General features: G+C 61.4%; 10 protein-coding genes. 2 read left to right on the plus strand and 8 right to left on the minus strand.

From position 1 onward, the window contains the following. The first annotated feature begins 13 nt into the window (after nucleotides 1-13). Nucleotides 14-2,209 (plus strand): hypothetical protein, encoded by a 2,196-nt coding sequence (locus HNQ50_RS07880; RefSeq protein ID WP_184099350.1) that lies wholly within the window; start codon nucleotides 14-16, stop codon nucleotides 2,207-2,209. A gap of 181 nt (nucleotides 2,210-2,390) precedes the next feature. After that, a complete protein-coding gene (locus HNQ50_RS07885) occupies nucleotides 2,391-4,541 on the plus strand; it encodes a TonB-dependent receptor (protein ID WP_184099352.1) in 2,151 nt (716 codons plus the stop codon). Between the two features lie 5 nt (nucleotides 4,542-4,546). Here HNQ50_RS07885 and HNQ50_RS07890 read toward each other — a convergent pair whose 3' ends face one another. The 8 genes from HNQ50_RS07890 to HNQ50_RS07925 form a co-directional block, all read right to left on the minus strand. Further along, complete coding sequence (locus HNQ50_RS07890; protein ID WP_184099354.1) at nucleotides 4,547-5,617, minus strand: ABC transporter ATP-binding protein; 1,071 nt, start codon at nucleotides 5,615-5,617, stop codon at nucleotides 4,547-4,549. A gap of 33 nt (nucleotides 5,618-5,650) precedes the next feature. After that, the gene (locus tag HNQ50_RS07895) at nucleotides 5,651-7,201 is read right to left on the minus strand and encodes an ABC transporter permease (RefSeq protein WP_184099356.1); all 1,551 of its coding nucleotides are present in this window, start codon (nucleotides 7,199-7,201) and stop codon (nucleotides 5,651-5,653) included. Continuing rightward, nucleotides 7,201-8,199, minus strand: a complete 999-nt coding sequence (locus HNQ50_RS07900) for an iron ABC transporter substrate-binding protein (protein WP_221303073.1) — start codon at nucleotides 8,197-8,199, stop codon at nucleotides 7,201-7,203. Before HNQ50_RS07900 ends, HNQ50_RS07895 begins: the two co-directional genes overlap by 1 nt. A gap of 126 nt (nucleotides 8,200-8,325) precedes the next feature. Beyond that, nucleotides 8,326-9,618 (minus strand): iron uptake transporter deferrochelatase/peroxidase subunit, encoded by a 1,293-nt coding sequence (efeB, locus tag HNQ50_RS07905; RefSeq protein ID WP_184099360.1) that lies wholly within the window; start codon nucleotides 9,616-9,618, stop codon nucleotides 8,326-8,328. Next, nucleotides 9,615-10,742: an NHL repeat-containing protein gene (locus tag HNQ50_RS07910; protein ID WP_221303074.1), complete on the minus strand. Its 1,128-nt coding sequence runs from the start codon at nucleotides 10,740-10,742 to the stop codon at nucleotides 9,615-9,617. The genes efeB and HNQ50_RS07910 overlap by 4 nt, the downstream gene beginning before the upstream one ends. Nucleotides 10,743-10,805: 63 nt before the next feature. After that, a complete protein-coding gene (locus tag HNQ50_RS07915) occupies nucleotides 10,806-12,329 on the minus strand; it encodes a carbohydrate porin (RefSeq protein ID WP_221303075.1) in 1,524 nt (507 codons plus the stop codon). Nucleotides 12,330-12,653: 324 nt separating this feature from the next. Continuing rightward, the gene (locus tag HNQ50_RS07920) at nucleotides 12,654-13,628 is read right to left on the minus strand and encodes an alpha/beta hydrolase family protein (protein WP_184099361.1); all 975 of its coding nucleotides are present in this window, start codon (nucleotides 13,626-13,628) and stop codon (nucleotides 12,654-12,656) included. Continuing rightward, nucleotides 13,625-14,455 carry an AraC family transcriptional regulator gene (locus tag HNQ50_RS07925; protein WP_184099363.1) on the minus strand — a complete coding sequence of 277 codons (831 nt, stop codon included), beginning with the start codon at nucleotides 14,453-14,455 and terminating at the stop codon, nucleotides 13,625-13,627. The genes HNQ50_RS07920 and HNQ50_RS07925 overlap by 4 nt, the downstream gene beginning before the upstream one ends. Nucleotides 14,456-14,552 lie beyond the last annotated feature (97 nt).

A 14,552-nucleotide genomic window follows, 5' to 3' on the forward strand; every position in this document is an offset into this window, starting at 1 on the left:
GCGAACCGTCCTTATGCGCCTTGATCATTTACCCCCTTCTGCCCCGCTACACCGCCAGCGTGGTATTGCCGCAATCTTGCTGGTCATACTGGTGGGTTTGTCGCTGACGGTGACCGTCCTTGGCACCATGCATTACGTGCGGGCAGAGCAAGACAGCGCACTGACCACGCACGCAGTCACCACCGCGCAAATGAAAGCGTGGGATGGTGTCGAGGCGTTCCGGCAATATCTCAACACACTCGGGCAGACCCAGGCGGCCAGTTTGCCAACCACCGCGCCCGGTAACGTGATCAGCATTTCTGGCGGCAGCGTGGCCACCGGCATTACCGGGGCCATTACCGCCGTGGCTACCGGTGCAAGCACCTGCGGTAGTGGCACGCAAGTGACCGCCAGTTTCACCGGCAACAACGCTACCACCAGCGACATCAAGGCCGCCGCCACGGTCGAGGCCGTGTATTGCGTGACCACGGCCAGTGGTAGCGGCAGCACCCCTCCCGGCAGCGCGGGCGGCGGGATGGTGATCCACGGCAACCTGACCACATCCGGCAATATCAAGTTTGCCGGCGACAGCAGCGCCAACATCACCGTGATCGGTAACCTGACCGACACGGGTACGCTCGACGGCATCAACAACCTGTACACCACCGGGTCGGTCAACCTGAGTTCGACGGGCTCGGTGCAGAATATTCTGGCGCAAGGCGACGTCACCATTAACAACTCGGCCACGTTCCAGACCATTGGTTCGCAAGGCAACGTGACGATCACCAACAGTGCCACCATCACCACCATCAACGCCAATGGTTCGGTCACCTTCACCAATAGCGCGGCAGTGGGCACGGTCAACGCGCTGGCCGGGGCCACTGCCAATGGCCGGCCATCCACCACCACGCCAGGCAGCGGCGGCGTCACCACCGCTGGCGCGCAGACCATTGCCAACGTCAACACCAACGGCAACCTGAATCTGTACAACGCCACGGTCAAAAACCTGGCCGCGGCGGGCAACCTGGTGTACCAGGACAATTACTCTGCCGTGCAAAACGGCACGGTCGGTACCGGCTTTGCCCCCGCGGGCAACAATGGCACCACGCACAACAGCCATGTCACGCTCGTCCCGAACTTCATGCCCACTTATGCGGCCAACACGGTGCCGGTACCGTCGGTGAGCGTGCCGAGCTCCCCCACCATTGATGCCTGGGCCAACCGTTCGCAAGCCAACTATGCGTTTGATGTGGATAGCGCCAACAACATCCGGGTCAATATCAGCAATGTGAACGGCATCCCCAGCAGTTCCGGTGCGCCCGCAGCGACATCCGTCACCGGCACCAGCATCCCCGCCGGGGCCTGGTATGTATTGGGAGACGGTCAAAGCAACCGCGACATGCTGTGCCCGACCAGCACCTACAACGCCGCCAGTTGCACTATCCGCGTGTGTTATTCGGGCTCCATGTACAACAGTTGCTTTACCTCACAACCCACGGTCTCGGCCGGCGTACCCACCTGGTCGCTTGCCGATGTCGCCACGGCAGGCGAGGCGCTGCCGCCCGGTCTGGTCTGGTTTAACGGCAACGTCAACCTGGGTCTGGGCACCTGGCTCAATACCGTGATGGCGACCGGCAACATCACCACCAGCGCCAATAACATCACCTACGCGCCCAACTATGTCGGCTTTGGCAATGTCACCAATCCCAACAGCAATGCCAAAATCGGCACAGCGGGGATTTGCGTGAACAATCCGTTCAATGCATCGGCGGATATGCTCACCAAATATCCGTCACAAAACCTGTACCCCACCAATCTGTGCCCGACTCCCGTTGTCAGCACGTGCGTACCCAATGCCAGCAACAACTATTGCGGCTATCAGGGTGCGGCCAACCCGCTGGCCAATATTGCGCTGTATGCCGGTGGTTATATCCCTGGCAGTACCACCTTCAGCGGCGGTACGGTGACGCTGGGCGCCAGCACCCAGATTTTTGGCAACGTGATCAGCGCGGATACGGTGTCTTTTGGCGGGAATACCTATGTGGCCGGTTATGTGAATGCGTTCCAGCAGAGCCAGACCAACTCGTCCAGCTTTACCGCCACCACCACCATTGACCTGACCAATTACCCACCCACCTTCAACCCGTGCGTATCGCAAGCCGGTTGCAGCACCGGGGGCGGTAGTACCGGGGTCACCACCACGCAGGTGGTCTGGACCCGCTACAAATAAGCATTCTGTATCGTGCTGGATCAACGGCCTTCCTGCGGGGAGGCCGTTTTTTTGTCTTTGCAATTTGCAACATTGTTGCATTTTGTGATTATTCCGGTAGCATGCCAGCGAAATGCAACATTGTTGCAATTAGCCACAAGCAAGTCATCCCCGGCCAATCACAAAAAGAGAGCAAACCCGCATGACCCCGTTTCCCTTGCGCCCCCTGGCGCTATTGCTGGCCAGCCTGGTGGTACCCCACCTGGCCCTGGCCGATACCGCCGCTGCATCGCAAACCGACGATGATCTCCCCGTCATCACCATCACTGCCGAACGCCTGAAAAATGCACGGATCGAGCTGTCCCCCTCGGTCGGCACCACCATCTATCACATGGACCGCAACACGCTGGAGAGCTACGGTCAGGGCGATGCCACGGCGCTGGACCAGGTTTTGCTGCGCCTGCCGGGCGTGGATGCAGACTCCAAAGGGTCTGGCTCACTCCACGTGCGGGACGATCATGGCAACGTGCAATATCGCGTGGATGGCGTGCAGTTGCCGGAGGCCATTTCCGGCTTTGGGACGGCGTTTGATACGCGCTATGTGAACAGCATTGATTTTCTGACGGGCGCCCTGCCGGCGCAGTACGGCCTGCGCACGGCGGGCGTGGTGGATATCCAGACCCGTTCCGGCCCGGTGGCACCCGGTGGCCGCGTGGGATTGGAAGTCGGTAGCAACGACACTTTTGCCCCGTCTGCCGCTGTCTTTGGCAGCGCTGGCCGGCTCAACTACTACCTCTCTGGCAGCTATCTCACCAGCTCTGCCGGGCTGGAAAACCCGCAGCCGACCACCCGCCCATTGCATGACGACACGGGGCAATCCCGCAGCTTTGGCAATCTGGAATACTTTGTGGATGAGCAAACCCGCGTCGGCCTGTTATTTGGCACCTACAACGGGCGTTATGAAATCCCCGCCAACCCAAACCAGCAAGCCGGGTTTGCCCTGGCCGGGGTGAGCGATCCGGCCAGTGGTCTCAATACTTATCCGTCCAGCCAGGTGGATGAGCGCCAGCGCGAGGTCAACCGCTTTGTCGCGCTGTCCTTGCAGCAAAGCCTGGATACGGTGGATTACCAGTTGTCTGTGTTCCACCAGTATTCAGACCTGCATTTTTATCCCGATCTGATTGGGGACCTGGTCTACAACGGCGTGGCGTCCGACACTTTCCGTTCCAACTCGGCCAACGGCATCCAGCTCGATGCGGCCTGGCGCGTCAGCCCCGGTCACACCCTGCGTGCCGGTACCCAATTGCAGCGCCAGGGCACGGCCAGCAACAATACGGTGGCGGTCTTTGCCACGGATGACAGTGGCGCGCAGAGCAGCAATGTGCCGTTCAACGTCGTGGATAACAGCAGCAAAACCGGCAGTCTGGTCAGCGTGTACGCCCAAGATGAATGGCGCCTTGGCCCGGCATTGACGCTCAATTACGGGCTGCGGTTTGATCAGGTGGCGGCGTTCACGCAAGAGCACCAGTTCAGCCCGCGTGTGAACCTGGCATGGCAGGCCAGCGACAACACGCTGATCCACGCCGGTTATTCGCGTTACTTCACGCCGCCACCACAAGAACTGGCCGCGCAATCGAGTATTGATCTGTACAGCGGCACCACCAACCAGCCCGCGATTGGCATGTCAGATACCGTCAAGGCCGAGCGCACGCATTACTTTGATCTGGGCGCCAGCCACAAACTCACGCCGGCGCTGACCGTGGCGCTGGACGCGTACTACAAGCGCATCCAGAACTTGCTGGATGAAGGCCAGTTTGGGCAGGCGCTGATTCTCTCCCCTTTCAATTACGCCGAAGGCTATGCGCGGGGGGTAGAGTTCTCTGCCACGTATGGTAGCGGGCCGTGGAGCGGCTATTTGAACGTGGCGTACCAGAAAGCACAGGGCAAAAACATTGTGTCCGGCCAGGCGCTGTTTGATCCGGATGAGCTGGCGTATATCGCCAACCACAATATCTATCTGGATCACGATCAGACCTGGACGGCGTCTTCCGGCGTGAGTTATCGCTTTGGGCAAAACCTGATCAGTGGCGACATGCTGTTTGGCAGCGGCCTCAGACGCACGCCGGATGGCGGCGCACCCAACAGCGCCTCGCTACCGTCTTACACCGTGTTCAACACGGCGTATACGCATAGCTGGAAAACGACCAGCAGTCTGGAGATTGAAGGCCGTCTGGCGTTGTTGAATGTGTTCGACCATGTGTATCTGCTGCGTGATGGCACCGGGGTGGGCGTCGGCGCACCGCAATACGGCGCACGGCGCAGCGTGTTTGGCAGCGTCACCACCACGTTCTGACGCGCTCAGGCCGCCAGCGCTGAATCCTGGTTGGCCAGCAATTGCCCGGCTTGATCAAACACGGTCACCGGGCCTTCCACCTTCAAGGCAAAGCGGCTGCCGGGCTGCGGGATGTCCTGCGCATTCACCAGCACCGACAACGCTTCGCCCGTCTGATGCAGCACCAAAGACAAGGCGGCGTGCGCGCCCAGGTATTCAATGCCGCGCACGCTGGCCATGTCATGCCCGTTGGTCACGAGGCGAATCTGCTCTGGCCGCAGCAGCACCCGTGCCGGGCCGGCTGTTTGCGTCCCTTGTACCGGTAACAAGCCCAGCGCGGTGCGCGCGCCTGCGGGCTCCAGCAGCGCATCCAGCCACACCGCCTTGCCGACAAACTCGGCAATCGCCTGACTTTGCGGGTAGCGGTACAGCGCTTGTGGCGTGCTGATCTGCGCCATCTTGCCGCCCCATAACACAGCCACTTGATGCCCCATGGAGAGCGCTTCGGCCTGGTCATGCGTCACCAGCAAGGCCGTGGCGCCCGTCGCGGCCAGCGCGGCGCTGACCGCCTGACGGGTGTCGGCGCGCAAGCCGGCATCCAGTGCGGAGAACGGTTCGTCCAGCAACACCAGCGCGGGGGATGGCGCCAGTGCCCGTGCCAGCGCCACGCGTTGTTGTTCACCACCAGAGAGTTGATGCGGCAAGCGGTCAGCAAACGTGGCGGACAAGCCCACCAGCGCCAGTAGTTCCGGCACGCGATGGCGCGCGGCCCGTTGTTGCCGGGGCAGGCCAAACACAATGTTCTGCGCCACCGTCAGGTGCGGAAACAGCGCCCCTTCCTGGGCAACGTAACCAATATGCCGGCGCTCGGTCGGCACAAACACACCCGGTGCGCTGACCGGCGTATCACCAATGCGTATCTCACCGCCATCTGCCCGCTCGAACCCGCAGATCAGCCGCAACAGCGTGGTCTTGCCACCGCCAGACGGGCCAAGAATGGCCGTCAGCGTGCCGGCGGGCAGTTGCAGATGAATGTCATCGAGTACCGTTCGGGCACCAAAGCGCTTGGTCAAACCGGCAATGTGTAAAGCAGCCATGATCATTACTTCCTGAATATCAAATGCCGGTGCTCAGACCGGAGCACGAATGGCGCTGCGCCCCAACAAGGACATCAACACCCACGTGGACACCAGCGACAAGCCCGCCAGCAAGGCGGCATAAGGCGCTGCGGCGGCAAACGCCAGGGTGGAGGTGTCCGCCCAGACCTGGGTTGCCAGCGTTTGCGTGCCAATGGGCGACAGCAACAAGGTGGCGGTCAGTTCGGTCACGGTCGATACAAACACCAGCGTGGCCGCCGCGCCGATACCCGGCGCGGCCAGCGGCAGAATCACCCGCAGCCAGGTGGCCAGCGGGGACAAACCCAGCGCACGGGCGCTTTCTTCCAGCCGGGGTTGTGCCTGCACAAACGCGGCACGTACACCCACCAGCGCCAGCGGCAAAAACAGAATGGCGTAGCCGACGACCAGCATCAGCGTGCTTTGGTACAGCATCTGCATAAAGCCGATGCCAACCGTCACCAGCGCCAGCGCCACCACCAGACCCGGCAAACCTTGCGCCAGGTACACCACGCGCTCCAGCACCGTCGGCAAGCGGCCCGGATGACGCGCCAGCAAGTACCCCAGCGGAATCGCCAGCAGGGTGGTCAACGCAGCGGCCAGCAAACCCAGCTCCAGCGAGCTGCTGGTGGCCTGCCACAGCAAGGCGGGCGAAACATCGGCCGGCGTCACGGCCGCAGCGCCTTCCTGGGTTAGCCAATACACGATCATGCCCAGCGGCACCAGGATGGTGATAGCCACCAGTGCCGCCAGGAACAGTTTGACCGGTACCACATAGCGGCCCAGCGCATAGCGCACGGGCGCGCGGCGCGTGCCGCGATCCACCTTGAAATACCTGCCCTGCCCCCGCACGCGGTGCTCTGCCAGGACACACAACAGGCACAAGCCGATCAGCACGCAAGCCAGCAAGGCCGCGCCCGAGCTATCAAAGCTGGTGCGGTATTCCGCGTAGATTTCGGTGGTGAAGGTTCGGAAACGCAAGAGCGCAAACGCACCAAATTCCGCCAGCACACCCAATGCCACTAACAAACTACCGCCCAGCAAAGCGGGCCGCAGTTGGGGTAGCACCACCCGTACAAACGCCGACCAGCGCCCCAGACCCAGTGAGCGCGCGGTTTCTTCCAGCGCCGGGTCCATGCCGCGCAAGGCGGCGGCCACGGGCAGATACACCAGCGGGTAATAACTGCTGCTGACCACCAGCAAGGCCCCCAGATAGTCCTGCAGATTCTGGCTGAGCGAGACCCAGGCATAGCTGCTCACAAATGGCGGAATCGCCAGCGGCACCACGACCAGCACACTCCAGATGCGCCGGCCCGGCAGTTGCGTACGCTCGACAAACCAGGCCGTCAGCGTGCCCACCACCGCACAAACCAGCATGGCGCCAAGGGTGATGGTCAGCGTGTTGAACAGCAGCTTGCCCACCAGCGGGCGCAACAAGACCTCCTGCGCCTCGGCCAGGCTAAACTGGCTGGCGTCACGCAGGGTGAGTAACAAAGGCACCAGAACGAGTACGGCGCCGATGGCCGCAAAGGCCACCAGCGCCGGGGGATAACGCCTGCCGGACATCAGAGCAGGCCGGCTTGACGCATCAGCCTGGCGGCTTCCGCGTCGTCACCTTGCTTGTCTGGCGTCAGCGCGGGCGGTTGCAGCTGGTCAAACGGCTTGAGTGATGCGTCTGGCGCCACACCGCCACGCAGCGGGTATTCAAACGCAATGTGGCTATGTGCAATCAGTTGTTGTGCGCGCTCGCTCACCAGGTAAGTCAGAAACTGTTGCGCGGCGTCCTGGTTGCGCGAGTTCTTCAACACGGCTGCGCCAGACACGTTGACCAGCGCGCCGACATCACCGCCACCAAAGTGGTGAATGGCGCTGCGGGTGGCTTTATCACCCAGTGCCAGATGCAGGCGGGACCAGTAATAGTTGTTGATCACGCCCACGGCTACGCCGCCCCGGTTCACGGCCGCCACCACGCCCTCTTCATCATCAAAAATCTGGGCGTTGTCACGCAGGCCTTCCAGCCATTTGAGTGTGGCTTCGCGACCCTTGAGCGCCAGCACGGCGCTCACCAGCGGCGGAAAATCCCCATCCGCCGGGGCGATTGCCACTTTGCCTTTCCAGGCCGGGCCAGCCAGATCCATCAAGGAGGCTGGTAGTTGCTCTGGCTTGATCATGCCGGTGTTCCAGGCCAGCACATTTTCACGCGCCATGACGCCCAACCATTGGCCGGCCGGCGAGTTGTATTTGGCCGGGACGGTGCCCAGCGTGGCCGGGTTCACTTTGGCCAGCAGGTTCTTTTCTTCCAGCAGCATCAGTTCTGGCGAGTTCTCGGTGAAGTAGACATCCGCCGGCGAGGCCGTGCCCTCTTTCAACAGTTGCGCGGCCAGTTCCGGGCCTTCGCCATTGCGCACACGCACGCTGACGCCGGATTCTTTTTCAAAGTCTTTCACCAGCAGATTGACCAGTTGCTCGTGCTGGGCGTTGTACAGCGTCAGGCTGGCAGCGCTGGCCAGCGGAGCGAGGATGGCCAGTGTCAGGGCGGCCAGGGTAAACGTCTTTTTAAACATGCGGAGCATCTCCGGATAGGTTGTTCTTCTTGTCAGCGATGTACTTCAAACGCCTAGGGTGGATTCGGAACGTAGTGACAATCCACCAAGGTGGATTGCTGCGCGAATCCACCCTGCGCTTTGTCCTTAACCAAACAGCGTTGCCCCAATGAAAGAGCCTGGCTGCGCACCCGGCGGGCAGGCAAAGATGCCGCTGCCCACATGGGTGATGAACTGGTTCATGATGTCCAGTTTGGCCAGTTGATGATTGATGGGGATAAAGCCGGTGCGCGGGTCTTGCTGGTAGCCAAAGAACAGCAAGCCGGCATCAAACTCCACCTCTTGCCGCCAGGGCGGCCAGCGCTCGGCGGTGAAATTGGCGCCATCGTTGTACGAGTAACCCCGACGCAGAATCTGCATACCCTGATTGGCAGCGGCAGACGCGAGGCGCATATGCGCGTTGTCCGGCACGATGGGGTTGCCATCGCTGTCGGCCGCATCCAGATCCGCTGCATCAAACTCATTGAGCTTGCCCAGCGGCGCTCCGCTGTACTTGTGCCGGCCCACCACCTGTTCCTGGAAATCCAGCGGCGAGCGGTCCCAGTGTTCCAGCGCAATCCGCACGCGGCGCACGACCATATAACTGCCGTCCCGCATCCAGTCGCCTTCACTGCCTACCCATACCAGTTTGTTCAGCGCGGCGTGGTCGTTCAGCGGCGGGTTCACCGTGCCGTCTTTGAATCCCATCAGATTACGCGGCGTGCCTTTGCTGCCGTCGCCGGTAAAGCCGTTCTGCACCCACTTCATATCGGCCTTGCCATAGGCCAGACGTGCCAGTTGGCGCACGGCATGAAAGGCCACTTGCGGATCATCGGAACACGCCTGGATCGAGATATCACCGCCGGTTTTATCCGCGGCCAGTTGATCGCCGTTAAAGCGCGGCAGATCAACCAGCGCTTGCGGGCGACGGCGGGCGATGCCAAAGCGGTCCACACCCTCCTTGCTGAACAAGGTCGGGCCAAAGCCAAAGGTAATGGTCAACCTCGCCGGGCTGATTTCCAGCACGTCAGCGGAATCGGCCGGCGGCTCGGTGTCTTTGGTGCTATCGAGCGGATACACCGGCCGCCCTTCTGACATGCGGGCAGCGGCAATGGTCCAGTGTTTGAGAATCTCGATCAGTTCATCACGTTTGTTGGTGGTGACATCAAACGCGGCAAAGCAGGTGTAACGCTGCTGCGGGGTGACAATACCGCCCTGGTGTTGCCCCCAGAACGGTTCTTTGTCTGACGGCGCCGCAGCCGGGTTTGCCGCCGCTTCCGCCACTGGCGCCATCGCCGCAGCACCGACCGACGCCGCCGCAACGGCCAGGCCACCCGCCGCGCCCAGAAAATTGCGGCGGGCCAGGTTGGCAGGCTGTTCTGGTCTCTTGGGGTTGCTCATTGGGCCAGCACGATCGTGTTCACGTCGTCCTCCACGTAGTAAAAGCTCTTGCCGTTGGGGTGCATGACAATGCCAAACAAATCGCCATTGCCCGGCGGCACCTGCGCTTTGTCGGCGTCAATCCACTGGGCGTACAACTGTTTGCCAGAGACCGGATCAACCTCCACCACCTTGCCATTGAGGCCATTGGTGACCAGCAGGTGGCCCTCGGCCGTCATGACCATGGCCAGCGGCCGGGACAATAAACCGTCTTTGGTGACGGTACGGCCGACCCCGGCGCTGGTGGTGCGAGTGCTGGCATCGCGGATTTCGCTGATGCGGTTACCCAGCGCGTCAGAGGCATAGAGCTTGTCGCCCTCGCCCAACGCCAGCCCGGTCGGGCCGACCAGGAATACCGACTTGTCCGCTTGTTCGCCAAAGCCGCCGGCCACCACGGTTTCGCTGGTCACTTCCGGCACTTTGCCCTCGGGGATATCCAGGTTGATGCGCAAGATGGTGGACTGGTTGAACACCGGCGGCTCGCCATCCGGGCTGCCCACGCCAAAGCCGGCCATGCTCACGTACAGCGTGGCTTTGTCGCCGTCATCTTTCACCGCCATATTGCCCCACGGATCATTGATGTTGGCGTCCGCCAGCACCTTGGCCACCTTGCCTTGCGGGTTAAGCACAATCAGGCAACCCGCGCCCTTGGTGCGGGTGGTGCCGTCATTGCTGGGTGTGCTGCCGACAATGATCCAGCCGCTTTTGAGCATGGTCATGGCGGTGGACAAACCCACGCCACCCGGGCAGCCCGGCAGCTCATGCGACAGATTGGCAATGGTGGTCAGTTTTTTGCTGGTCGGGTTGAAGTCGACAATGGTCGTGCCGGTGCCTTGCAGGTTGGCGGCATTGTTAAAGTTGTCGTACAACACATCACCCTGCTGGATCGGGCCGGCGCTGACCGGCGCAATGATCAGCGCATACGGGTTCTGGTCGCCGTTGTCCGGCACGGTCGAGGTTTGCAGCACATGCTTGTGGATACCCGGCAGCAAACCGGGGGCGACGTCTTCTGCCAGAACGGGGCCAGCCAGCAAAGCACCGGCAACCAATGACAACGGCAGCAACTTGAAAAGGGATAAAGCCATGTGTTCACCTGTTCAGTAGGTATCTGGCACACAGGCCAGACACCGCAATGCGTGATGTAAAAATCAGAATGTGATGTTGGTGCGCACACCCAGGATCAGCTCGTTGCCAATTTTCTGGGTGGTGTCATTGGGGTTGGGAATACCGCCGCCCACATTGGCGACGTATTGCACATCTGCCTGGATTTGCCACCACGGGTTGACCTGCGCCTGGTAAGTGGCTTCAACAAAGGTTTCGCCACTACGCACCGGGTACCAGGTGCCACTGAAGTTGGCGGTATCCCGGTCCAGCCCTTGATCACCGCTGCCCACGCGGACATACCCCACGCCCAGGCCCGCCGTATCGTTATCACGGCCCGGCAACGGGTTTTTCAGCGAGAGACCCCCGTTGAAACTGAACGAGAGTTCATTGCGATCCCCCGGCGCGCCCATGGCGCGGCCAAACACCGCCAGCCCTTGCGCACTATCCGGATCACGTTCCCACACCAGTTGGTCGGCCACGGCGTAAATGCTGTAATTGCCCTTATGCTGTTGCGGGCTGCCATTGCTGTTGGGATCGGCCAGCGACAAACCATCCGTGCCATTGCGTTGATCATCAAAGCTGGCGGTGTGGTACCACATGCCCAGCTTGTACGTACCCGGCAGACCGCTGTGGTGCGGTGGCTCATCCGGATTGTTATTGGCGGTTTCCAGTTGCCCCAGCGCGGGCTGATTGACCGCGTACTGGACTTCCGCAATCCACAGCGTGCCGCCATGCAGGCTAAAACCGGTGCCATTGTGGTTGCCACCATTCACCGCCGTCGGATCACCGGCGAACGCGCCAGCCAGCACGGTAATCGCATCAGTTGGATGTGCGCGCAAACGCACGCCCAGCGCCGACATCGGGTATGCCGGCCCGCCGGAGGGCAGGTCGTAGGACGGCACCGCCGGCCAGCCCATCATGGTGTTCACAAACAGGCCGGAATACGTGCTGGTCATGAATTCCTGGTCAATACTCTGCTGACCGACCTTCACGTCGTACTTGTTGTCCGCCAGCGACTGCTGATACCACAGCTCCCACAAACGCGTGCCCGAGTCAGACTCGATGCCACTGGCCGTTTGCAGGTTGGAAAGATTGAGTTCGCTCAGATTGCGGCCATGGATGTTGATGGCACTGACATTGAACGTGCCGCCCTGCAGACCCAGCGCCTTGCTGGTATCCATCGTCAATGTCAGCGTGGTCAGGCCGTCATAAACAAAGCCCTTGTCGGTGCCACCAGAGACATTCCCCAGGTATTCGCTGGTTTCCGTCAGCCCCAGATTGATACCGTACTGCGCCAGGCCGGAACGCAAACCACCCATATCGCCCAGCAAAGTGCCGCGCGTCCAGGCACCGGTCCACTGCCCCACCGTGGTCGCCGCAATGCTCTGATCGGCCTCGGGCTTGGTGGCGTCGGTACGCGCATCATCAATCGCCTCTGCCCGTGCCTGAAAACTGGTTGCTGCCAGCACTGCGCACGTCAGGCGCAACAAGGTCAGATTGCGCTGTCTGGAATTCTGTTTTTTATTCATCAGTACATCCCGGAACACGTTATAGAGAATGTTTCTCATTTACTCGTCTCGAGATGCAAAACGCTTGATTTCAGCAATGGTTGACGCAAATGAAAATTATTTTTATTTGCGTTCAGGAGGTGTGGATTCTAGCGACGTGCGGGGGATTTATGGACCACCTTCCTCACGTATTGCCAGCAAATACGGGTCGGAGATGAAGTCGTGGCGACGCAGTTAGCGCCAAAATCGAAGACGCGAAGCTAAGCGCAAAGATGAAGGCAAAACGGGAGGCAGAAGAAGCCAAGCCGTCGACCTGACAATTCATATCTGGCGCGTGGCGGTGGGTGCCAGACACCCCACCGCCCAACTGCCTTCATCAGGTAATCAAGGTGTAACTGATCCCACCAGATGCGCCCGCATAAACGCTGTCACCTGGTTATTAAAGCGCTGATGAAATGCGACGCGGTCAAAGCCGGGGTGGTCTTTGCAGAGTTCGGGGGCGTTTGCGGTGAGTTGCGCCGGGCATGGCGTCAAGAAGCTGAAATGGCCGGACCCCGCCACACTGTAAAACTCTGGCTCATGCGGCAAGGCCTTGCGAATGGCCGCTACGCTTTCTGGCGTCACGCCATCCCCACCGTATTCAGAGGCCCACAACTGGACTGGCACGCTGACTTTGGAGAGGCCCGCCGCGCTGAACACAGAGAGCGGATCGACAATCACCGCTGCTTTGATACGCGGGTCTGCCGGGGGAAACGGTGGCAGCGGGCCTTTGATTTCCGTGCAGAACGGCAAATCGGCCTGATTGACGCAAAACCGTTGACCCAGTTTCAGGTCTGGCACCGCACCGATGCTGACCAGGCCCGTATAACCCCCGCGGGAAAAGCCAAACAGGCCGATGGCTTGATCGTTGATATGCGCGGCACCGGGCCAGGTGTGGGTCATCCAGCTGATCAGCCGCGACATATCACGTGGTCGCGAGATAAACGGGGCGACGTGCATCTGCTGGCTCAGGTCAGCGAAGTTGTCCCCTGGGTGGTTGATCGCGGCGACCACAAAGCCGGCATCGGCCAGCGCCATGGCGGTGTCCTGATGGCCGAGCGCACTGCCGCCGGTGCCGTGAGAGATCACCACCAGGGGCAGATGGTCCCCTTGCAGTGGCGCGTCTTTGGCGACGTTCAGGGTGAATGGCGGGAGAGCCAATGCAGCGGGCGGTGTGGCGCTGGGGTACCAGACCGCGCCTTGCAAAGCCGGGCCCTCTGCGTCTGCCGGCACGCTGATCCAGGCAAAACCGGCCGCACCGGCAGACCAGCTGCTCACGGCCAGCAGACCGGCAGCAAGAGATAGACAGAGGCGATTCATGCGTTGACTCCTGCAGGCGCACCCAATGTACGGATCGGGATCAACAGCCGCGTTTGCAAAGCCTCCGGCGCGGTATCACGGGGCGAGTTCAAATAGTGTTCCAGCACGGGTCGATCCTCCGGTTCGTAGCCGCTTTGCGGCAACCATGTTGCGTAGAGCGCGTTAATGGCTGCGCCAATTTGCGTATAGGGTCCGTTCAGCATGTGCACGGCATACAAACCCGGCGCCACCGCCAGCGGTTCAAGACCTGCCGTGGGCGGCAAGGCGACATCCAGCGCCGCGCCCGCGTAGTAGCTAAAGTCCGTGCCGTGATTGGGATCGCCCCAGGCCAGCCCGAACCAGGCGCGCACCGGTGTCTGGCCCAGCAGTTGTCGCAGGCGGCGCTGGGTGTGCGGGATGGTGGCAGGCGGGCCGATGTGGCGTACGGCGTGCAGGTGCAGCGCCGGCAGGTTTTCCAGTTGTACGGCCGGGCCGGTGTACTGGTGCAGCCGCCGGCGGAACGCTTGCGGGGATGCGCCGGCAAATTGCCGGAACGCACGGGAAAATGCCTGGGGACTGTCGTAACCGGCGTCCTGACCAATCTGCGTAACGCTGGGTTCAGTGCGCACCAGTTGCCGGGTTGCTTGCGCCAGCCGCACGCGGCGGATGGTGGCGGCGACAGTTTCACCGGTCACGCTCAGATAAACGCGGTGAAAATGAAAGGGCGAGAAATGCGCCAGCGCGGCCAGGCTGTGCAGCGTGTGCTCGGCCAGCGGGTCACGCACAATGGCGGCCACGGCCTGGGCGATGCGCTCACGGTAAAGCGCCTGGGATTGTCGCGGGTTCATGCTGCGCAGTATTACCCATCAACCGCACGCGCACTTAGCCGCAATTGCGAAGTTGCAGTACCACAACAGCCCGTCGGTGGGCTGTGGTGGGTTCGTG

Source organism: Silvimonas terrae (assembly GCF_014202765.1).
Classification (GTDB): Bacteria; Pseudomonadota; Gammaproteobacteria; order Burkholderiales; family Chitinibacteraceae; genus Silvimonas; species Silvimonas terrae.